This is a genomic window from Salmonella sp. 3C (genome assembly GCF_025426275.1).
In the GTDB taxonomy this organism is placed as follows: domain Bacteria; phylum Pseudomonadota; class Gammaproteobacteria; order Enterobacterales; family Enterobacteriaceae; genus Salmonella; species Salmonella enterica.
Map to the genome: position 1 here is coordinate 4,296,839 of NZ_CP104858.1, position 22,444 is coordinate 4,319,282.

At 52.3% G+C, this 22,444-nt stretch carries 18 protein-coding genes and 2 pseudogenes; 11 read left to right on the forward strand and 9 right to left on the reverse strand.

Annotated features, from left to right (window positions below; genetic code table 11):
• Positions 1-4 precede the first annotated feature (4 nt).
• Positions 5-1,225: a sugar metabolism global transcriptional regulator Mlc gene (mlc, locus tag N7E69_RS20760; protein ID WP_000225087.1), complete on the reverse strand. Its 1,221-nt coding sequence runs from the start codon at positions 1,223-1,225 to the stop codon at positions 5-7.
• Positions 1,226-1,352: 127 nt separating this feature from the next.
• Positions 1,353-2,252 carry a LysR family transcriptional regulator gene (locus N7E69_RS20765; protein WP_001019577.1) on the reverse strand — a complete coding sequence of 300 codons (900 nt, stop codon included), beginning with the start codon at positions 2,250-2,252 and terminating at the stop codon, positions 1,353-1,355.
• Between the two features lie 119 nt (positions 2,253-2,371).
• On the opposite strand from N7E69_RS20765, the gene N7E69_RS20770 reads away from it, so the two are divergent.
• Positions 2,372-3,625, forward strand: a complete 1,254-nt coding sequence (locus tag N7E69_RS20770) for an MFS transporter (RefSeq protein ID WP_108629077.1) — start codon at positions 2,372-2,374, stop codon at positions 3,623-3,625.
• A gap of 66 nt (positions 3,626-3,691) precedes the next feature.
• Here the strand turns inward: N7E69_RS20770 and N7E69_RS20775 are convergent, their stop codons facing one another.
• Positions 3,692-3,784, reverse strand: coding sequence for a KPN_01571 family protein (locus N7E69_RS20775; RefSeq protein WP_001068154.1), 93 nt, complete (start codon positions 3,782-3,784; stop codon positions 3,692-3,694).
• Positions 3,785-4,019: 235 nt separating this feature from the next.
• Between N7E69_RS20775 and asr the strand changes: the two genes are divergently transcribed.
• Both asr and N7E69_RS20785 read left to right on the forward strand, forming a co-directional pair.
• Positions 4,020-4,268, forward strand: a complete 249-nt coding sequence (asr, locus tag N7E69_RS20780) for an acid resistance repetitive basic protein Asr (protein WP_000756313.1) — start codon at positions 4,020-4,022, stop codon at positions 4,266-4,268.
• Positions 4,269-4,536: 268 nt separating this feature from the next.
• A complete protein-coding gene (locus N7E69_RS20785) occupies positions 4,537-5,358 on the forward strand; it encodes a trypsin-like serine peptidase (RefSeq protein WP_000549649.1) in 822 nt (273 codons plus the stop codon).
• 39 nt (positions 5,359-5,397) lie between these two features.
• Here the strand turns inward: N7E69_RS20785 and mdtI are convergent, their stop codons facing one another.
• A complete protein-coding gene (mdtI, locus tag N7E69_RS20790; RefSeq protein ID WP_001183821.1) occupies positions 5,398-5,727 on the reverse strand; it encodes a multidrug/spermidine efflux SMR transporter subunit MdtI in 330 nt (109 codons plus the stop codon).
• Positions 5,714-6,076, reverse strand: coding sequence for a multidrug/spermidine efflux SMR transporter subunit MdtJ (gene mdtJ, locus N7E69_RS20795; RefSeq protein WP_000500278.1), 363 nt, complete (start codon positions 6,074-6,076; stop codon positions 5,714-5,716). The genes mdtI and mdtJ overlap by 14 nt, the downstream gene beginning before the upstream one ends.
• Before the next feature lie 417 nt (positions 6,077-6,493).
• On the opposite strand from mdtJ, the gene N7E69_RS20800 reads away from it, so the two are divergent.
• On the forward strand, positions 6,494-7,528 hold the full coding sequence (locus tag N7E69_RS20800; protein ID WP_001118268.1) for an AI-2E family transporter: 1,035 nt from the start codon (positions 6,494-6,496) through the stop codon (positions 7,526-7,528).
• Positions 7,529-7,702: 174 nt separating this feature from the next.
• Here the strand turns inward: N7E69_RS20800 and pntB are convergent, their stop codons facing one another.
• A complete protein-coding gene (pntB, locus tag N7E69_RS20805) occupies positions 7,703-9,091 on the reverse strand; it encodes a Re/Si-specific NAD(P)(+) transhydrogenase subunit beta (protein WP_000014059.1) in 1,389 nt (462 codons plus the stop codon).
• Positions 9,092-9,101: 10 nt separating this feature from the next.
• Complete coding sequence (pntA, locus tag N7E69_RS20810; RefSeq protein WP_001219360.1) at positions 9,102-10,631, reverse strand: Re/Si-specific NAD(P)(+) transhydrogenase subunit alpha; 1,530 nt, start codon at positions 10,629-10,631, stop codon at positions 9,102-9,104.
• 526 nt (positions 10,632-11,157) lie between these two features.
• On the opposite strand from pntA, the gene ydgH reads away from it, so the two are divergent.
• Positions 11,158-12,102, forward strand: a complete 945-nt coding sequence (gene ydgH / locus N7E69_RS20820) for a DUF1471 family protein YdgH (RefSeq protein ID WP_000769294.1) — start codon at positions 11,158-11,160, stop codon at positions 12,100-12,102.
• Between the two features lie 298 nt (positions 12,103-12,400).
• Positions 12,401-13,784, forward strand: a pseudogene (locus N7E69_RS20825) (amino acid permease).
• Between the two features lie 61 nt (positions 13,785-13,845).
• On the opposite strand, the pseudogene N7E69_RS20830 reads toward N7E69_RS20825, so the two are convergent.
• Positions 13,846-14,182, reverse strand: a pseudogene (locus N7E69_RS20830) (GlpM family protein).
• Between the two features lie 126 nt (positions 14,183-14,308).
• On the opposite strand from N7E69_RS20830, the gene rstA reads away from it, so the two are divergent.
• The 5 genes from rstA (at position 14,309) to tus (ending at position 20,947) form a co-directional block, all read left to right on the forward strand.
• Positions 14,309-15,040, forward strand: coding sequence for a two-component system response regulator RstA (gene rstA, locus N7E69_RS20835; RefSeq protein ID WP_001080048.1), 732 nt, complete (start codon positions 14,309-14,311; stop codon positions 15,038-15,040).
• Positions 15,041-15,519: 479 nt separating this feature from the next.
• Positions 15,520-16,671, forward strand: coding sequence for a porin OmpS2 (ompS2, locus tag N7E69_RS20840; RefSeq protein ID WP_000824320.1), 1,152 nt, complete (start codon positions 15,520-15,522; stop codon positions 16,669-16,671).
• 152 nt (positions 16,672-16,823) lie between these two features.
• Complete coding sequence (locus tag N7E69_RS20845) at positions 16,824-18,530, forward strand: amidohydrolase (RefSeq protein ID WP_000928671.1); 1,707 nt, start codon at positions 16,824-16,826, stop codon at positions 18,528-18,530.
• A gap of 110 nt (positions 18,531-18,640) precedes the next feature.
• Positions 18,641-19,942: a two-component system sensor histidine kinase RstB gene (gene rstB, locus N7E69_RS20850; protein WP_000732946.1), complete on the forward strand. Its 1,302-nt coding sequence runs from the start codon at positions 18,641-18,643 to the stop codon at positions 19,940-19,942.
• Positions 19,943-20,017: 75 nt separating this feature from the next.
• Complete coding sequence (tus, locus tag N7E69_RS20855; RefSeq protein ID WP_000092497.1) at positions 20,018-20,947, forward strand: DNA replication terminus site-binding protein; 930 nt, start codon at positions 20,018-20,020, stop codon at positions 20,945-20,947.
• On the opposite strand, the gene fumC is transcribed toward tus, so the two are convergent.
• On the reverse strand, positions 20,944-22,347 hold the full coding sequence (fumC, locus tag N7E69_RS20860; RefSeq protein WP_000259117.1) for a class II fumarate hydratase: 1,404 nt from the start codon (positions 22,345-22,347) through the stop codon (positions 20,944-20,946). The genes tus and fumC overlap by 4 nt on opposite strands.
• Positions 22,348-22,444 lie beyond the last annotated feature (97 nt).

Genomic DNA, 22,444 nt, shown 5'->3' on the forward strand with positions numbered 1-22,444 from the left:
AATGTTAACCCTGTAATAGACGAATCAACAAAGAGCCGTTATACATCGCGTCTTTTACCAACGCCGCCCCGGCCATCGTACCCTGGTTGGTAAACTGCGTGCTTTCCACAACCGTATTCCTGCTGTAGGCGGGCAGCGCCTGTTGACGGATACTGTCAGCAATGGCTGGAAAAAGGATATCAGCCGCTTTACTTAGCGGCGAACCAATAAGAATTTTTTGCGGATTAAATAAATTCACCATGATAGCCAGAATGCGTCCGACATGCGCGCCAACGCCGCTAATAATATCTTTTGCTAATAGATCTCCCTGCATCGCCGCCTGACACAGTGAATCTACCGTTAACGGCTGGCCGTGCAACATTGAACTCATCGACTGATTAAGCCGAAGCTGCGTAAGTTCCAGCACGCTATCGACGCTGGCGATGGTCTCCAGACAGCCATGATTACCGCAATAACAGCGCTTACCATAAGGATCGACCTGGGTATGCCCAATCTCTACCAGACTGCTACTACCCGCATGAAGCAAATGACCGTCGGTGATAACGCCCGCCCCCACATTATGATCAATCACCACCTGGATAACGTCGCGCGCGCCGCGTGAGGCGCCAAAAAGCGCCTCTGCCATCGTCCAGGCGCTAATATCATGCTGAATGTAAACCGGTACGCCGGTGTGCCGCTCCAGCGCATCTCCCAAAGGCATCTCTTTGACATCTTCGTAATACGGCATCCGGTGCACAACGCCGTTTTCGGTATCGATAATGCCCGGTAACGTAATGGCAATGGAGGTCAGACGCTCCAGTTTCTGCTGATGGCGGGTAAAAAACCGATCAACGTGCGTAATAATTCGCTCAAGCAACGGCGTAGCTTCGTTTAACGGCAGCGCCAGACACTCTTCTACCACCAGTTTGCTGCTAAGATCGCGCAGTGCAAGGAAAATTTCACCACGGCTAATACGAATAGATAAATAGTGCCAGGCTTCCGTTTCCACCATCAGCCCGACGGCGGGACGTCCGCGACTGCCCGCCTCTTTAATTTCAAGTTCCTGAACCAAATGCGCTTCCAGCATTTCGCGAACAATTTTCGTAATACTGGCAGGCGCCAACTGCGCCAGACGAGACAGGTCAATTCGCGATACCGGTCCGAGCTGATCAATCAGGCGATACACTGCGCCAGCATTGGTCTGCTTAATTTGATCGATATGCCCAGGCTGACTATCAGCAACCACCGCTCACTCCCTTTATTTTCGCGCTCCGAAATAATCTGTGTGCTATGGTGAAACACTTCAATACTCGCCGTCAACTTTTTGCTTAGCCGTGTGATTAACTGCACATTTTCACCCTTTTTAAGCGTAATTAATCCCGTCGGGCAGCCAGTAATAGCAGTTGGCAAAACCGCTGTACGGCATGACTCTGTTCATGATGCTTTGGCCATACCAGCCACATTTCAGATACGGCGTCCTCTTCCGCCAGGGGAACCCAGCGCATCTCGCTCATCTGTACACGCTTAAAGGATGCCGGCAGAATCGAGACACCCAGTCCCGCCGCTACCAGACCGATAATGGTCATTGCCTCGCCAACCTCCTGGGTGATGGTCGGCGACAGGTTATAGCGCCGCATCAGGCCGAGGATATCGTCGTAGAGGCCCGTCCCGACATGCGGATCGAAAAAGACGAAAGGTTCTTCCGCCAGTTCTGTCAGACTGACGACCGGCTTTTGCGCCAGCCGATGTTCGCGCGGGATCATGGCCATAAGCGGCTCATGCAAAATCACCTCGCGATTAAGTGTGTCGGGCAACGGCGTATTCCGCAGTAAGCCAATATCCAGTACGCCTTCGTTGAGCGGCGCGATTTGCTCACGCGTATTCATTTCACGCGTTTGCATATGCACCCCCGGATAGGACTGGCGGAACAGCGAAAAGGTATGCGATACCGCCCGAATAAAAGGCGCTGAAGACGTAAAGCCAATACGGATTTCACCCGCTTCGCCCTGATGCAACCGCTCGGCGCGAGCGGCGGCGTCGTTTACCAGACTCAGGATGTGTCGGCTATCCACCAGAAACTGTCGCCCGGCGGCGGTTAACGCTACGCTGCGGTTAGTCCGCGCCAGTAATCGCGCGCCGACCTGCTGCTCCAGAATTTGTATCTGCTGACTCAGCGGCGGCTGCGAGATATTGAGGCGCGCGGCGGCGCGACCAAAATGCAGCTCTTCTGCTACCGCCACAAAGTAACGTAAATGACGTAATTCGATATTCATATTTTTAACGTCTTATTTGAGACAATTAATATATTAGACAGAATATTTTGCTTTTTCTATGCTTTACATGTCGGTTATACCCGTCTCCTGTTGACGGAGATGTAAAGCAAGGATTTAACGTGAGTCGTACAACTATTCTCGATGACGCCACGGCGAGCGATATCGATGAACAACGCCATTCTCAGCCGGTTCAATTTATTAAACGCGGTACAGCGCCTTTCATGCGCGTCACGCTGGCCCTTTTTTCCGCGGGCCTGGCGACTTTCGCGCTCCTTTATTGCGTTCAGCCTATACTACCGGTACTTTCCCAGGAGTTTGGCGTCTCCCCCGCCAGCAGCAGCGTTTCACTTTCTATTTCTACCGCCATGCTGGCTATCGGCTTACTTTTTACCGGCCCGCTTTCTGATGCGATAGGCCGTAAACCGGTGATGGTCACCGCCTTGTTATTAGCCTCCTGCTGCACATTGTTATCAACCATGATGACCAGCTGGCATGGTATTCTGATTATGCGCGCGCTGATCGGTCTGTCGTTAAGCGGCGTCGCCGCGGTGGGAATGACCTACCTGAGCGAAGAAATCCATCCCAGCTTTGTCGCTTTCTCTATGGGGCTTTATATTAGCGGTAATTCCATCGGCGGGATGAGCGGGCGTTTATTAAGCGGCGTCATGACCGACTTTTTTAACTGGCGCATCGCGCTGGCGGCCATCGGATGCTTTGCGCTGGCGTCCGCGCTGATGTTCTGGAAGATTTTACCCGCCTCGCAACATTTCCGTCCCACGTCGCTACGGCCTAAAACGCTATTTATTAATTTCCGTCTCCACTGGCGCGATCGGGGGTTACCTCTACTGTTTGCAGAAGGTTTTTTACTGATGGGCGCGTTCGTCACCCTGTTTAACTACATTGGTTATCGCCTGATGCTCTCCCCCTGGGAATTAAGCCAGGCCGTGGTCGGACTGTTATCCGTAGCCTATCTCACCGGCACATGGAGCTCGCCGAAAGCTGGCGCCATGACCTCACGCTATGGCCGGGGGCCGGTGATGCTGTTCTCTACCGCAGTAATGCTGGGTGGGCTTTTACTGACGCTTTTTACCTCGCTTTGGCTGATTTTTGCTGGGATGCTGCTTTTTTCCGCCGGCTTTTTCGCCGCGCACTCCGTGGCCAATAGCTGGATTGGCCCGCGTGCGCGTCGGGCGAAGGGACAGGCCTCGTCACTTTATCTTTTCAGCTATTATCTGGGGTCCAGTATTGCCGGGACGCTAGGCGGTGTATTCTGGCATAGTTACGGCTGGAACGGCGTAGGTGGTTTTATCGCGCTAATGCTGGTGCTGGCCATCCTGGTCGGGACGCGGTTACATCACCGTCTTCATGCCTGAAAAGAAATATTCCGGCGATAGCAACGTGCGCTATCGCCGGGCTGGTTTCACGCCACGACTCACTGTTCACCATAGACCTGTCAGGCTTGATACGCCCATAACTTCTCTGATTGCATCCAGCGCCAGAAGCGTAAATACCACCCAGATTATCGGATTCATATACGGTGTGCCTGTTATTCTGGAGGGCGGATATTACCGACTCTGCGGCCAAAAATAACGGCCGGTAACGTAAAGCTACCTATTATGGTGGGGGCTGACATCGCGTTACCGGGGGATTGTACATAGCGTTACATGCCGAAACCAATCACTCACGGAAGCCTTTTGATAACAGCGATATAGTCATTTCACCGGCCCCGCAGTGGGGTTGAATGAAAACCAAATCGAGGGTATCAAAATGAAAAAAGTATTAGCTCTGGTTGTTGCCGCTGCAATGGGTCTCTCTTCCGCAGCATTCGCGGCTGAGACTGCAACGCCTGCGAAAACCGCAGCGCCTGCCAAAACAACCCAGAACACCCAGCACCACAAAAAACAGCATAAAAAAACCGTTGAGCAAAAAGCGCAGGCGGCTAAAAAGCACCAGAAAAAAGGTGGTAAAGCGCCAGCCAAAACCCCGTCAAAACCAACTACTCAACCGGCTGCGTAAGTCGTAACATGCTGCGGCGCGCCCCCGCGCCCGTTTTTACGGCGCTAAATTGTTCTGGTTTAGCGCCGCCTTCCGGGAGGGCAAAAAAGTGTCTCGCTACCGCTTTGAGCTCATTCTTATCGTGCTTATTTTATGCGCCGCTATTGCCACGCATTTCTATCTTTCCTGAGTGTAGTTATCTGATTTTACTCCCACTTTCTTACCGTCACGTCTATAGTAGTACTGAGGGTTTGTTGTTAATAATCATAATTACCCACCAGAGTGTGATATGCATAAAACCATTGCTGTATTACTGGGCATAGTGTGTTTTTTACCGGTTATGGCGAAAGCCAGGGGGGCTGAAACAGACGCCACGGATGCCAGCGACGTCAAAACGCTTTTTTTTAACCATGATGATCGGGTGCCCGTCGCCGATCCTACCCAATCGCCGTGGGATGCCATCGGGCAACTAGAGACCGCCAGCGGTAATTTGTGTACGGCAACGCTTATCTCCCCGCATATCGCCCTGACAGCAGGTCACTGCCTGCTAACGCCACCGAAAGGAAAACCAGACAAGGCGGTTGCGCTGCGTTTTGTGGCGCGAAAAGGAGTATGGCGCTATGAAATCCACGGCATTGAAGGCCGCGTTGAACCGTCGCTGGGCCGACGCCTGAAAGCGGATGGCGATGGCTGGATTGTGCCGCCTGCCGCGGCAAGCTGGGATTTTGGTCTGGTAATATTGCGCTACCCACCTTCCGGTATCACGCCAGTGCCTTTATTTACCGGCGATAAAGCGGCGCTCACTGCGGCGTTGAAAGCCGCAGACCGAAAAGTCACGCAGTCCGGTTATCCGGAAGATCATCTGAATGCGCTCTATTCCCATCAGGATTGCGTCGTGACCGGCTGGGCGCAGAATGCCGTACTCTCACACCAGTGCGACACGTTACCTGGCGACAGCGGCTCGCCGCTCTTATTGCACACGGATAGCGGATGGCAGCTCATTGGCGTACAAAGCTCCGCCCCTGCGGCTAAAGATCGCTGGCGCGCCGATAACCGCGCTATATCCGTCACCGGCTTTCGCGATAAGCTGAAAGCTCTGGCGCAGGATTAATGCGGGAATCGCTGCCTGAACCGACAGGCAGCGATCGTCTCAGGCAAATTTGATCATGACCATTCCGGCGAGCAGCAATATCACGCCAACCCAGCCTTTGGGGTTTAAGCGCTGGCCGAAGAGCACCCAGCCCGCCGCCAGCGTGGCGGCAATACCAAAACCGCCCCATAACGCATACGCCACCGACAGGTCTATCCCTTTTACCGCCTGGGAAAGCGCGCTGAAGGCGGCCAGAACAGCGGCAAGCGATAAGATGCCATAGCATTTACGGCGAAAGCCGTCCGAAAATTTCAACAGTACGTTAGCCGCGATTTCCAGCATTATTGCCAGCCCAAGCCAGGCGCCGTGTATCCATTCAAATTGTTGCACGAGTCGCCTCCTTCACCGGTTTGCCGGGTTTACGCGTCCCTGATTTGATCAATACTATGCCGGCGACCAGCGTCAGCAAGCCGGCAATCTTCATGGTTGATAATGCTTCATCAAATAGCAGCACGCTAAAAATGGTAATAAATAAAATGCCGATCCCTTCCCATAAGGCATACGCTACACCCAGGGCAATCTTTTTTACCGCAAAAGAAAGAAATATATATGACAGCGTGATCATCACCAGCATTAAAATAAACCCCGCATTGCCATTACCCACGCTAGCCCATTTCATTGAGAGCGTGCCGGTAATTTCAGTCGCGATAGCCAGAGCTAATAAAATCCAGTAAAACATGACACTTCTCCTGCATGAGAATATACTCTTTCGAGTCTGCTGCACGCAGCAAACTAAAAAATAAAATCAGTTAGCACAGCGCATTGCGCCAGCTCAGGCAGAAGTGAGAGACTAAAGTGCGTTACGCCAGTGCTGCTCGCCGATAAGCAGGAAAAAGGAGGTAGAGTGAAGATGCGTTTGCGTGGAGAAAAAAGCGCTGAACATATTGTCCATAATATTACAATTATCCGCAGTGTTGCTTCTCGTCATCGCGGATGATAATTGTCCTCGGTAGTTGAACACGCCTGATTTGTATCATAAGCCAGGAATTAACTCAAAATATTTTCACTTCTTTACCTGAAGTATTTGATTTTAACCAGAACAGGTCGACCGACATCACATTATTATTCGTGTCGGCATCAGAAAACAGGGACTGATATGGCAAAACCGATCATCACGCTCAATGGTCTAAAAATCGTCATTATGCTGGGAATGCTGGTGGTTATTCTGAGCGGTATCCGCTTCGCCGCAGATATCATTGTTCCCTTTATTTTGGCGTTATTTATTGCGGTCGTTCTCAATCCCGTTGTGCAACGGATGACCCGATGTCGAATTCCGCGCGTTATCGCCGTGTCATTGCTCATTGTGATTATTGTCATGCTAATGGTACTGCTACTGGCCTATTTGGGGACATCATTAAATGAACTGGCCCGTACCCTACCGCAGTATCGCTCCTCATTGGTGATACCGTTGCAACGTATCGAACCGTGGTTGCAGCGAGCAGGCATTGGCGTGTCGGTTGATGAGCTGGCGAAATATATCGATCCAAACGCCGCAATGACTCTGGTAACGAACCTGCTCACCCAGCTGTCCAATGCCATGTCGTCCATCTTTTTATTGTTATTGACCGTGGTATTTATGCTGCTGGAGGTTCCACAATTGCCTGAAAAACTGCAGCAGATGATGAGCCGTCCGGTGGAGGGCATGGCGGCAATTCAACGCGCGCTTGATAGCGTTTCCCATTATCTGGTGCTAAAAACAGCGATCAGTATCGTGACGGGACTGGTCGCATGGGGAATGCTGGCCGCGCTGGATGTCCGCTTCGCCTTTGTCTGGGGACTACTGGCCTTCGCGCTGAACTATATTCCTAATATTGGATCGGTGCTCGCTGCCCTGCCGCCCATTATTCAGGTGCTGGTATTTAACGGGTTTTATGATGCGCTGCTGGTGCTGGCAGGCTATCTGCTGATTAATCTGGTCTTCGGCAATATCCTTGAGCCACGAATCATGGGACGTGGTTTAGGCCTTTCAACCTTAGTGGTATTTTTGTCGTTAATTTTCTGGGGCTGGCTACTAGGTCCGGTGGGCATGCTGCTCTCCGTTCCGTTAACCATCATTGTCAAAATCGCCCTCGAACAGACCACCGGCGGACAGAGTATCGCCGTTCTGCTTAGCGATTTAAACAAAAGATAAAATGCAATACATACACAAAATCATTCAAGATGCCTCGCGGCGGCAAGGGAAGAAATCCCCGGGAGCATAGATAACGATGTGACCGGGGTTTCTGAGCGCAGCCAACAAAGAGGCAGCGTAAAGGATGAAGTGTATAAAAACGGCCTCCGAAGAGGCCGCCGCACGTTTAAAAGATTAAAGCGCTTTCAGAATTGCATCCACGCTGGCTTTGGCATCGCCAAACAGCATTTGCGTATTCTCTTTAAAGAACAGCGGGTTCTGCACACCAGCATAACCAGTATTCATTGAACGCTTAAAGACCACGACATTCTGTGCTTTCCACACTTCGAGAACCGGCATACCGGCGATCGGGCTGCGGGGATCGTCTTGCGCCGCCGGGTTCACCGTATCGTTCGCGCCAATCACCAGCACGGTATCGGTATCGGCGAAATCATCATTGATTTCATCCATTTCCAGCACGATGTCATAAGGCACTTTCGCCTCTGCCAACAGCACGTTCATATGCCCCGGCAGGCGACCCGCCACCGGATGAATGCCGAAACGCACGTTGATACCGCGCGCACGCAGTTTTTCGGTGATTTCCGCCACCGGATACTGCGCCTGCGCCACCGCCATCCCGTACCCCGGCGTAATAATGACGGAGTGGGAGTTTTTCAGCATCTCAGCGGTCTCTTCCGCCGTGATTTCGCGATGTTCGCCAGCTTCCTGATCGTCGCCCGTTGAGGAGCCGTCAGTACCGAACCCACCAGCAATAACGCTGATGAAAGAGCGGTTCATCGCTTTACACATAATGTAAGACAGGATCGCGCCTGACGAACCGACCAGCGAGCCGGTCACAATCAGCAAATCGTTGCTCAACATGAAGCCAGCCGCCGCGGCAGCCCAACCGGAATAGGAGTTCAGCATTGAAACAACCACCGGCATGTCCGCCCCGCCGATAGAGGCGACCAGATGCCAACCAAACGCCAGCGCGATAATGGTCATCAGCAGCAGCGCCAGAACCTGTAGACCCACGCTTTCGGTGCGGACAAAAACCAGCAGCAACAGGAAAGAAACAACCAGCGCCGCCAGGTTCATTTTGTGACGGTTAGGCAACATCAACGGCTTAGAAGAGATTTTGCCGCGCAGTTTACCAAACGCTACGATCGATCCAGTGAAAGTGACTGCGCCAATAAAGATACCGAGGAAGACTTCGGTCAGATGAATATTCACCAGCACCGGCGCCAGACTGGCGTCATGGTACAGATAGCTGTTAAAGCCAACCAGTACCGCCGCCAGGCCCACGAAACTGTGCAGAATCGCGACCAGCTCCGGCATCTCGGTCATCTCAACTTTTTTCGCCATGCGGATGCCAATCGCGCCGCCAATAATCATGGCGACCAGAATCCATGCCACGTTGCCGGTATCCGGCCCGAAAATGGTCGCCAGCAACGCGATCGCCATCCCGGCAATACCGAAGTTATTCCCCTGGCGGGACGTTTCATGCTTTGAAAGCCCGGCAAGACTGAAAATAAACAGGATCGCGGCAACAATGTATGCAGCTGTAACTAATCCTCCAGACATGTGTTACCCCTTAGTTTTTCCGGAACATTTTCAGCATACGCTGAGTCACGGTGAAGCCACCGAAAATATTAATGCTGGCGATAAGCACCGCGATAAAGCTCAGGAAGCTGACCCAGCCGCCCTGACCAATTTGCAATAATGCCCCGACAACAATAATCCCTGAAATTGCGTTGGTCACCGACATTAATGGCGTATGAAGCGCATGAGACACGTTCCACACCACGTAATAACCAACCACGCAGGCGAGCGCAAACACGGTAAAATGGCCGAGGAACTCTTTTGGCGCGACATCGGCCAGCCAGCCAAAAAGAATGATCGCCAGCGCCATTAACGCATACTTCCGCCAGGGTGAAGCGGGCTTTTCCGGCTCTTTTGGCGCAGGTGCTGCTTTAGGCGCGGCCTGTGGCTGCGCGGAAACCTGGATTGGCGGCGCAGGCCAGGTAATGTCGCCGTCACGAATCACCGTCACGCCACGGATCACGACATCGTCAAAATCCACGTCAATATTGCCGTCTTTCTCTTTGCACAGCAGCTTCAGCAGGTTAACCAGGTTGGTGCCATAAAGTTGGGATGACTGCGTCGGCAAACGCCCCGGTAGATCGGTGTAGCCAATCACTTTCACGCCATTGTCCGTCGTCACAACCTGATTAGCGACGGTATATTCGCAGTTACCGCCGTTCTGCGCGGCCAGGTCGACAATCACGCTGCCGGCCTTCATAGAATCGACCATATCGCGGGTAATCAGCTTCGGCGCAGGTTTGCCCGGAATCAACGCGGTGGTAACAATGATATCGACCTCTTTGGCCTGGGCGGCAAAGAGCGCCATTTCCGCTTTGATAAACGCCTCGGACATCACTTTGGCGTAACCATCGCCGCTACCGGCTTCCTCTTTAAAATCCAGTTCGAGGAACTCAGCCCCCATACTCTGGACCTGCTCTTTGACTTCAGGACGAGTGTCAAACGCGCGGACAATCGCCCCCAGGCTGTTTGCCGCGCCGATAGCCGCAAGACCGGCAACGCCCGCGCCAATCACCATCACCTTCGCCGGCGGCACTTTCCCGGCGGCAGTGATTTGGCCGGTAAAGAAGCGCCCAAATTCATGCGCGGCCTCTACAATGGCGCGATAACCCGCGATATTCGCCATTGAGCTTAACGCGTCGAGCGATTGCGCGCGGGAAATACGCGGCACGGAGTCCATCGCCATCACCGTAACCTTACGTTCGGCAAGTTTCTCCATTAACCCAGGATTTTGCGCAGGCCAGATAAAACTGACCAGCGTAGTCCCGGGGTTCAGTAAAGCGATTTCCTCTTCTTCAGGCGCATTAACCTTGAGAATAATTTCCGACTGCCAGATAGCATTGCCGTCTACAATATCCGCGCCAGCCTGCGCAAACGCTTTGTCGTCAAAACTTGCCAGTTGACCCGCCCCGCTTTCGATAGCGACGCTAAACCCCAGCTTCAGTAGCTGCTCTACCGTTTTCGGCGTCGCAGCGACACGGGTTTCATTGGGTAACCGCTCTTTTGGTATGCCAATTCGCATAAATGTTCCCTTCCATCGATATTTTTGATGATGGTTTGTCAGTAAGCGCGAGAAGCGTACGCCTGCCCGCGTTTGAGGTAAATGTTACCCCAGCAGAATAAAACCGTTACAAACTCTCTATAACCTACTGAAAATAACGCCTGTGATCTAGCGCCAAAAAACAGAATTTTTTATCAAATTTGCAAAACATGAACGATTCAGCCGCTAAGCAGCCATAATGCCTTGAAAATGGCCTGCGAGGGCTGATAATTCGCTCAAATTTGACAGCAAAACATCATTAAACCCCTGGCGCGATCAAGAAATTAACATTAAATTAACTTATTAAATTTATGCGCTTCATTAGCTTAGCCGCCCGGACGCCGTTTTTTTCGACATATCGGCAAATGTTATCATCAAAGATAGGATACATGACACGATGCGTGAAAAATCCCGCAGACATCCATATGGTTTAAATGCAATAATCAGCCACGTTTCTAGTCAATAACAATACCAGTACCTGGTTTGCGCAAGGCGAAGGATTATTTTTATGAAGCTTAAGAACACTCTCCTGGCGTCGGCTCTGCTTTCTGCGGCTGCTTTTTCTGTCCATGCAGCAACAGAACTGACGCCGGAGCAAGCGGCTGCACTAAAACCTTATGACCGCATCGTTATTACCGGTCGTTTTAATGCTATTGGCGATGCGGTCTCCGCCGTGTCCCGCCGCGCAGATAAAGAAGGCGCAGCCTCCTTCTATGTTGTCGACACCTCGGAGTTCGGCAACAGTGGTAACTGGCGTGTTGTGGCGGACGTGTATAAAGCCGACGCGCCGAAAGCCGACGCGCCCAAAAATCGTGTCATTAATGGCATCGTGGAATTACCGAAAGACCAGGCCGTACAATTAGAACCGTATGATACCGTCACCGTTCAGGGCTTCTACCGTAGCCAGCCGGAAGTTAACGATGCCATTACGAAAGCGGCGAAACAAAAAGGCGCATACGCTTTCTATATTGTTCGTCAGATAGATGCGAATCAGGGCGGAAACCAGCGCATCACTGCATTTATCTATAAACAAGATGCGAAAAAACGCATCGTCCAGAGCCCGGACGCTATTCCGGCAGACTCTGAAGCTGGCCGCGCCGCGCTGGCTCAGGGCGGCGAAGCTGCGAAGAAAGTCGAAATTCCAGGCGTCGCCACGTCAGCCTCGCCGAGCGCCGAAGTAGGCCGTTTCTTCGAAACGCAATCCTCCAAAGGCGGACGTTACACTGTCACACTTCCGGATGGCACAAAAGTTGAGGAGCTGAATAAAGCGACGGCTGCGATGATGGTGCCTTTCGACAGCGTTAAGTTCACCGGCAACTACGGCAATATGACAGAAATCTCCTATCAGGTCGCCAAACGCGCGGCGAAGAAAGGCGCTAAGTATTATCATATTACGCGTCAGTGGCAGGAGCGCGGCAATAACATCACCATCAGCGCCGACCTCTATAAATAAGGCGCGCGTCGCCATCAGGCTTTCTCGCCGGATGGCGGCATACCTGCCTTATCAGGCCTACACGATCGTTCAACGGCAGGCCTGATAAGCCACCATCCGGCACTTTCTCGCGGGATGCCAGTTCCGTCAAATATCGCGATGAATCTCACTTTTCGCTTTTTTGGCGATAAATCTTATCCAGGCCGTTGCATGCGGTCCCTTCTCTCCGTAAAATCCCGCGCCTTAGTGGCTTTCACCATTTTTATGCGTTTTGCCATAATAATTATTCTTCCAATTTCATTTTTATAGCTGGATACCAATGGAAAAAAAACTGGGACTGAGCGCGCTGACCGCGCTGGTTTTAAGCTCAATGCTTGGCGCAGGTGTTTTCAGTCTGCCCCAGAATATGGCCGCCGTTGCCAGTCCGGCTGCGTTGTTAATTGGCTGGGGCCATTACCGGCGTGGGGATACTCTTACTGGCATTCGCCATGTTAATCCTTACGCGCATTCGCTCCGAGCTTGACGGCGGCATCTTTACTTACGCCCGCGAAGGCTTCGGCGAACTGATTGGCTTTTGTTCTGCCTGGGGCTATTGGCTGTGCGCGGTCATCGCCAACGTATCCTATTTGGTTATCGTTTTTTCAGCGCTGAGTTTCTTTACCGATACGCCTGCGCTGCGTCTGTTTGGCGACGGTAATACCTGGCAGGCTATTGTCGGCGCTTCAGTCCTGCTCTGGATTGTCCATTTCCTCATCCTGCGCGGCGTACAAACGGCAGCCAGCATCAATCTGGTCGCGACTCTGGCGAAACTGTTGCCGCTCGGCGCGTTTATTGTGCTGGCTATCATGATGTTCAAACTGGATACCTTCACACTGGACTTCACCGGTGTTGAACTCGGTATTCCCGTATGGGAACAGGTCAAGAACACCATGCTTATTACGCTGTGGGTATTTATTGGCGTTGAAGGCGCCGTCGTCGTCTCGGCCCGAGCGAAAAATAAACGCGATGTAGGCCGCGCCACGCTACTGGCGGTTCTCGCGGCGCTGGGAATATATCTCCTGGTCACGCTGCTTTCTCTTGGCGTTCTTGCGCGTCCGGAACTGGCGGAGATGCGTAACCCGTCGATGGCCGGACTGATGGTAAAAATGATGGGGCCGTGGGGAGAAATTATTATTGCAGCGGGACTGATTGTGTCTGTCTGCGGGGCTTATCTAAGCTGGACTATCATGGCGGCAGAGGTGCCGTTTCTGGCGGCAGCCTATAAATCCTTCCCGGGCATCTTCGCGCGACAAAATGCGCAAGGCGCGCCTTCTGCATCGTTATGGCTCACCAATATCTGTGTGCAAATCTGTCTGGTGCTGATCTGGCTGACCGGTTCGGACTACAACACGCTATTGACGATTGCGTCAGAAATGATTCTGGTGCCCTACTTTCTGGTCGGCGCATTTCTGCTGAAGATTGCAACACGTCCCCTCCATCGGGCGGTCGGTATCGGAGCCTGTATTTATGGCTTATGGTTGTTATACGCGTCGGGTCCCATGCACCTGCTGCTGTCCGTCGTACTGTACGCGCCTGGATTACTGGTTTTCCTGTATGCGCGTCGGACGCACAAGCATGACAACGTGTTAAATCGTCAGGAAGTCGTGCTGATTGGTTTATTGCTGGTCGCGGCGGTTCCGGCTACGTGGATGCTGGTGGGTTGACAACCTCCCCATCGTAATATCCGTCTGTATTACGATGGGGAAACCACGGTCTTTGCCAATATTAATGCCATTTAATCCAGCAAAAAATCAGCAGCCACGCGCTTAGCCCCCCAGCAGACCACCGCACCGCCAAGCGCGACGGGCAGGCGCATCACGCCGCTGAAATACCATAGCGTTGCAAGATAAATGAAATAAGGAATGATCGACCACATGCTAAAGACGATGGTGGTACGCATCGCGTCGATGCCCCGCTCGCTGGCCACGATATAGTGCGCGATAAGCGCAAACGTTGGAAACAGAGGAATTAATCCGGCGATATAATAATTTTTCGTTTTTGACAGCAGACCAATCAATACGACGACCAGCGCCCCCAGGGCAGCTTTAATCACGAGTCCCATTACCTTGCCTTAACACGCTAATAACAACAGCGTGTAGCATAACGGAACCGCTCTCGTTTAGAAAAGATTTATGGAAGGGAAAACAGAGGCGGTGTATGTTGGCGTTTTCTATTCTCCATTTATAATATGAACCGCATTGTATTTGTTGAAGACGACGCTGAAGTGGGTTCTCTCATTGCCGCTTATCTGGCGAAACATGATATTGATGTCATTGTTGAGCCGCGTGGTGACCGGGCGGAGGATCTTATCCTCACCACTCAGCCCGATCTGGTTTTACTGGATATTATGCTTCCAGGTAAAGATGGCATGACGATATGTCGCGATTTACGCCACCGCTGGCAAGGCCCGATTGTCCTGCTCACCTCGCTGGACAGTGATATGAATCATATTCTGGCGCTGGAGATGGGCGCCTGCGACTACATCCTCAAAACCACGCCTCCGGCCGTTTTGCTGGCGCGTCTGCGCTTACACCTGCGGCAAAGCGAACAAACGCAACAGGCAAAAAGTCTTCAGGAGAGCGCGCTTACGCCGCATAAAGCGCTGCGTTTTGGCGCGTTAACCATCGATCCCCTTAACCGGGCGGTCCAGCTCAATGGCGATTTCATATCGCTCTCCACCGCCGATTTTGAATTGCTCTGGGAACTGGCGACACACGCCGGACAAATTATGGATCGCGACGCGTTGCTAAAAACGCTGCGCGGCGTCAATTATGATGGTCTGGATCGCAGCGTGGATGTGGCGATTTCCCGCCTGCGTAAGAAACTGCTGGATAGCGCTGCTGAGCCCTATCGTATAAAGACCATTCGCAATAAAGGCTATCTTTTTGCCCCTCATGCCTGGGACGAAACGACGGGATAAGTTAGCCGACAAATTTTACCTGCCTTTATCAAGTCATAGTGGCGATGCTCATCACCGCCACTGTTCAAAAAACAGACATTGTATACATGAATGCTATTTTTATTAGTCGAAACGGCCCCTTTATTACCGTTTTCTCTGCGTTGTGGTTCATGATTACGTCTTTTTCGCTCAAGAAAGTTAAATTAAAAAAACTCGAAGCCAGTTCACAAAATTGATAACAGAATGTCTGCCCGCCGCTATATTGCCATCTTTTTTCGCAAATTGTGAAATAAAACAAATCACATACATGAATACATAATAACAAATATATTCACCATAAATATATGCGTTTCCGATAGTAACTTTTGTATTAATTAATAACATATAAGAAAAGTTAGCATTTGCTGAAATAATATTATTCAGATTAGGATGCCTTTGATTCAACGAATCTGTAGAAGTTCAATCTTTTGCAAATAAGTTAAGTTTTTAAGGATAAAAAAATGAAAAGAAAAGTATTGGCACTTGTCATCCCGGCTCTGCTGGCTGCTGGCGCAGCACACGCCGCTGAAATTTATAACAAAGACGGCAACAAACTGGACCTTTACGGGAAAGTAGACGGCCTGCACTATTTCTCTGATGACTCTTCTAAAGATGGCGATCAGACCTATATGCGTGTCGGCTTTAAAGGCGAAACGCAGATTAACGACCAACTGACCGGTTACGGCCAGTGGGAATATAACGTTCAGGCTAACACTACCGAAGGCGAAGGCGCTAATTCCTGGACTCGTCTGGCATTCGCCGGCCTGAAATTCGGCGACTACGGCTCATTCGACTATGGTCGTAACTACGGCGTCCTGTACGACGTAGAAGGCTGGACCGATATGCTGCCTGAGTTCGGCGGCGACTCCTATACTTACGCTGACAACTACATGACCGGTCGTGCTAACGGCGTGGCCACCTACCGTAACACTGATTTCTTCGGTCTGGTAGACGGTCTGAACTTCGCGTTGCAATATCAGGGTAAAAATGAAAGCCAAAGCGCTGACGATGTAAATATCGGTACCAATAACCGTAATAATGGCGACGATATTCGTTACGATAACGGTGATGGCTTCGGTATTTCTACTACCTATGATATTGGCATGGGCTTCAGCGCAGGCGCTGCGTATACCACTTCCGATCGTACTAATGAGCAAGTCAATGCTGGCGGCACGATTGCTGGCGGCGACAAAGCGGATGCATGGACAGCTGGCTTGAAATATGATGCCAACAACATCTATTTAGCGACTATGTATTCTGAAACCCGTAATATGACGCCTTATGGTAAAACGGATGCGGGTTATGCTGGCGGCGTAGCAAACAAAACGCAAAACTTCGAAGTTACAGCCCAATATCAATTTGATTTCGGTCTGCGCCCGGCGGTTTCTTTCCTGATGTCTAAAGGTAAAGATCTGACCTATAACAACGTTAATGGCGATGATAAAGACCTGGTTAAATATGCTGATGTAGGTGCTACCTACTATTTCAACAAAAACTTCTCCACCTATGTTGATTATAAAATCAACCTGCTGGATGATGACGACCAGTTCTATAAAGATGCCGGTATCAGCACTGATGATATCGTCGCGCTGGGTATGGTTTACCAGTTCTAATTATTCATTAATTCTTCTCAAGCCCGCCGTTTCGGCGGGCTTTTCTTTTTTTATCACCACCGTTCTAAAAACAGAACGCACTGTTCCCTGGGCACAGATTGAACAATTCTTGTTCGCTCTCTATGGTTTGCTTATCGCCCGACAAAAGGAACATGCTAATGATCAGTCTCGTCCCGCCTCTGCTTTCCAGAACCGCGCTTCTCTTTCTGCTCACGGCCACAGGCGCAGCCACCGCCGCCCGCCCGGCAGCGGATATTATTTTGCATAACGGTAATATCATCACTCTGAATGATGCCCAGCCGCAGGCCAGCGCGCTGGTGATTTCCGGCTCGCGGATTGTGGCGATTGGCGATGATACGGCGACAGATGAATGGCGCGGCGACCATACCCGTACCATCGATTTACAGGGTAAAACCGTGATACCCGGCCTGACCGATACCCACATCCACGCCATTCGCGGCGGACAAACCTGGACATTCGAAACCTACTGGTACGACAGCCCTTCGCTTAAAGACGCGCTGGATAAATTACGCGCCGACGCTAACCGTCGTCCCCACGATCAATGGGTAGCCGTAGTGGGATCGTGGATACCGGCGCAATTTGCAGAAAACCGGGCGCCGACGGTAGCCGAATTGAGCCACGCCCTTCCCGATCATCCGGCTTATATTCAGTATCTTTACGACTATGCTTTAGTGAATCAGCGCGGTATAGACGTACTTGGCCTTAACGACACCCCTCCTCCTGATTTAGCGGGAATCCGCGTAGAGCGCGACGCAAAAGGTAGCGCCACGGGGAAATTATTTGGTGACATCGCCGCGTTTAACCAGCTTTTTGCCAGCATAAGTAGTAACGCCGATCGCGAGGGCGGTCTGCGACAATTTTTCGCTGATATGAACGCTCGCGGCGTGACCGGCATCATTGACCCCTCTGCCGGGCCTGCCGCCGCTTATGAGCCTTTATTTGCAATGCGAAACCAGGGGGATTTACCGCTGCGCGTGGGGTATCGCATTCCGGTACAGCCAGAAGCGAAAGGTCATGAAGCGCAGTGGTTCAGCAACCTGATGGCCTTTCGCCCGGCGCGTGCCGATGACGGGCAACTGGCTTTTCTTGGCCTGGGGGAAAGCCTGGTGGCCGGAATGAATGACGGCGTGCGGATGGCCCCAGGGTTTTCTTCCTCAGAGCAGGACAAAACCGCGCTTCGCCAGGTCGCGACATTTGCGGCAAAACGGGGAATACCGCTTGAGATCCACGCCTATACCGATGACAGCGCCGACGCGATATTGACGATTTTTGAGCAGGTAGCGCAGCAGTACGATCTGCGCCCTCTCCGCTGGTCTATTGCGCATCTGAATACCGGTTCGCCACAGACGCTTGAGCGAATGCGTAAGCTGGGTCTGGCATACACTGTGCAAATGGGGCCTTACTTTGAGGGGCTTGCCATCCGTGACGCCAATCCACCCGGCGCGACGGACAATTCGCCGCCGGTTCGACTGGCGCTGGATAAAGGGCTTGTCGTAGCTGGCGGTACCGATTCGACGCGTATTGGCATTGCCGGTGTCTGGCACGCTATCGAATATCATATCATCGGTATAGCGTCAGGCGGTTCCGTGCGTAAACCCGCCAGCGAGCGGCTCACGCGTCTGGAAGCGCTAGCGTTATATACACGTCATGCCGCCTGGCTCGCCTTTGCCGAACAACACCGGGGCCAGCTTCGCGTCGGAAAACAGGCCGATCTGGCGGTACTCAATCAGCCATTTATGACGATGCCGGAAGACAGAATTGATACCATTCGCGCTGTTTTGACGCTTGTCGATGGACGCATTGTTCACGAAAGTCCGGACCTTAACGCCGGACAATGAGGTTGTCAGTTGACGCAAAGCCTGCTTTTATAACCCACCAGCGGCGCTGACGGGAAATCTTTTTCGTCAGCGCGCGATAGAGCTAATGTATTGAGATCCGGTGGGCGTTGATGAAAAAGCTGTTTGTGCAGTTTTACCTTTTGCTGTTCGTCTGTTTTCTGGTCATGACCTTATTGGTCGGACTGGTGTACAAATTCACCGCCGAACGCGCGGGCAGGCAATCGCTCGACGATCTGATGAAAAGTTCGCTCTATCTGATGCGCAGCGAACTGCGGGAAATTCCGCCGCGTGAATGGGGGAAAACGTTAAAAGAGATGGACCTGAACCTCTCTTTCGATTTACGCGTTGAACCGTTAAATCACTATAAGCTTGATGCCGCCACCACGCAGCGACTGCGTGAAGGCGATATTGTCGCGCTTGACGATCAATACACCTTTATTCAGCGTATCCCGCGCAGCCATTACGTCCTGGCGGTTGGCCCGGTTCCCTATCTCTATTTCCTGCATCAAATGCGACTGCTGGATATCGCCTTAATGGCGCTCATTGCCTTTTCTCTCGCCTTTCCTGTGTTTATCTGGATGCGCCCGCACTGGCAAGAAATGCTCAGGCTCGAATCCGCCGCGCAGCGCTTTGGCGAGGGTCATTTGACTGAACGCCTGCACTTCGATAATGGCTCCAGTTTCGAACGTCTGGGCGTCGCGTTCAACCAGATGGCGGATAACATTAATGCCCTGATCGCCAGTAAAAAACAGCTGATTGACGGTATCGCCCATGAGCTTCGCACGCCGCTGGTACGTTTACGCTATCGGCTTGAAATGAGTGAAAATCTGACACCGCCGGAATCACAGGCGCTCAATCGCGATATTGGTCAACTGGAAGCGCTGATTGAAGAACTGCTCACCTATGCGCGCCTTGACCGACCACAAAATGAACTGATGTTGACCGAACCCGACCTCCCCGCATGGTTGCTCGCGCATTTGCAGGATGTGCAGAGCGTGACCCCGGAACGTGCCGTAAACCTTCTCACATGTGTAATCGGCGATTATGGCGCGCTTGATATGCGGTTAATGTCGCGAGTGCTGGATAACCTGCTGAATAATGCGTTGCGCTACAGTCGTACCACCGTTCAGGTCAGCCTGTTACTCGACGGCAGTCAGGCAACGTTGATAGTCGAAGATGATGGCCCCGGCATTGAAGCGGATGCGCGTGAGCGCATATTTGAACCTTTTGTCAGACTCGACCCCAGTAGAGACCGGGCGACAGGCGGCTGCGGGCTTGGACTCGCCATCGTACACTCTATCGCCCTGGCGATGGGCGGTAGCGTCGTCTGTGACGAGAGCGAACTGGGCGGCGCAAAATTTAGTTTTCGCTGGCCGGTCTGGCACGCGATGCCCGACATGACCGCTGCCTGACGCATTTTGCACGCTGGTTGAGCGGCGGGAACTGTGCTATATAGATAGTATGTTGTAACTAAAGTGAGTGATACCATGTCCCGCTACGATCTCGTTGAACGCCTGAATGGCACTTTTCGCCAGATAGAACAACACCTGGCGGCGCTGACGGATAATCTACAGCAGCATTCGCTACTTATCGCCCGTGTCTTTTCACTGCCGCAGGTGACCAAAGAGGCGGAACATGCGCCGCTGGATACTATCGAGGTAACGCAACATCTGGGGAAAGAGGCCGAAACGCTGGCGCTACGTCACTATCGCCATTTGTTTATTCAACAGCAGTCCGAAAACCGCAGCAGTAAAGCCGCCGTCCGCCTGCCTGGCGTTTTATGCTATCAAGTGGATAATGCGACACAGCTAGATCTGGAAAATCAGGTACAGCGCATTAACCAGTTGAAAACCACCTTCGAGCAGATGGTTACGGTAGAGTCCGGTCTTCCCTCAGCGGCACGTTTTGAGTGGGTGCATCGGCATCTACCCGGCTTAATTACGCTGAACGCTTACCGCACGCTGACGCTTATCAATAACCCCGCCACCATACGTTTCGGTTGGGCAAATAAACATATTATTAAAAATTTAAGCCGGGATGAGGTTCTGAGCCAGTTGAAAAAAAGCCTCGCGTCGCCGCGCAGCGTCCCGCCGTGGACGCGCGAACAATGGCAATTCAAGCTGGAACGGGAATATCAGGATATCGCTGCCTTACCGCAGCAGGCCCGACTCAAGATTAAGCGTCCGGTTAAAGTACAGCCGATCGCCCGCATCTGGTATAAAGGCCAGCAAAAACAGGTGCAACACGCCTGCCCCACGCCGATTATCGCATTAATCAACACGGACAACGGCGCTGGCGTGCCGGATATTGGCGGGCTGGAAAACTATGACGCCGACAATATTCAGCACCGTTTTAAACCACAGGCGCAGCCGCTGCGACTGATTATTCCGCGACTGCACCTGTATGTGGCGGATTAACGTCCCGGCGTCATACTGCCAACCATCAACTCCGGACGTACCCAGGCGTCGAACTCCTCGTCGCTAAGGTATCCTAATGCCACGGCTGAGGCTTTGAGCGTCAGCCCTTCTTTATGCGCCTTCTTCGCAATCTCCGCCGCTTTATCGTAACCGATGTGCGTATTGAGCGCAGTGACCAGCATCAGCGACTCATTCAGCAACTGCGTAATACGCTCGCGGTTTGGCTCGATTCCTGACGCACAGTGTTGATTGAAACTCGCCATGCCATCGGCCAGCAGGCGCACCGTTTGCAGAAAATTATGAATAACCATCGGACGATAGACGTTGAGCTCAAAGTTGCCCGATGCGCCCCCCATATTGATGGCCACATCGTTACCCATCACCTGGCAACATAGCATCGTTACCGCTTCACACTGGGTCGGATTCACTTTACCAGGCATAATGGAACTGCCTGGCTCATTCTCCGGGATAGCAATCTCGCCAATGCCGCAGCGCGGGCCGGACGCCAGCCAGCGAACATCGTTGGCGATTTTCATCAGCGAGGCCGCCAGTCCTTTTAATGCGCCATGCGCCTGTACCAACGCGTCACAGGTCGCCAGCGCTTCGAATTTATTCGGGGCGGTAACAAACGGCGCCGCGGTAATCGTCGCCAGTTCCTCGGCCACGCGCCGGGCATATTCCGGGTGGGTATTAAGCCCTGTCCCTACTGCGGTTCCGCCGAGCGCCAGTTCCGCGACGTGCGGTAAACTGTGCTCAATATGCCTGAGGTTATGTTCCAGCATGGCTACCCAACCGGAAATCTCCTGGCCTAAGGTGAGCGGCGTCGCGTCCTGCAGGTGAGTACGGCCAATTTTGACAATATCGGCGAAAGCGTGGGATTTATCGCGAAGCGTATCCGTTAATGCGGATAATTGCGGGATAAGGTGTTCGCGTAACGCCAGTAACGCCGCCACGTGCATGGCGGTTGGGAACACATCGTTTGAGCTTTGACTCTTATTGACGTCATCATTGGGATGCACCTTGCGTTCCATACCGCGAACGCCGCCCAAAATTTCACTGGCGCGGTTCGCTAACACCTCATTCATATTCATGTTGCTTTGCGTACCGGACCCGGTCTGCCAAATCGCCAGCGGAAACTCATCAGCATGTTTTCCCGCCAGCACTTCATCAGCCGCCTGGATAATCGCGCTGGCTTTTTCCGCCGCCAACAACCCTAAGTCCTGGTTGACCTTCGCAGCGGCGCGCTTGGTCAACGCCAGAGCGTGAATGAGCGAGACGGGCATTTTCTCCGTGGAAATCCGAAAATGCTCCAGCGAACGTTGAGTCTGCGCCCCCCACAGTTTATCTGCCGGGACTTCAATCGCGCCCATTGAATCTTTCTCGCGGCGTACCGTTACCATTACCTGCTCCTTACTCAAGTTGATGAGATCATGTGTCGACATTGCTCACATGTTTGCGGTCTTATGAGTATTAACGATAACAACACAACGGTGTAGA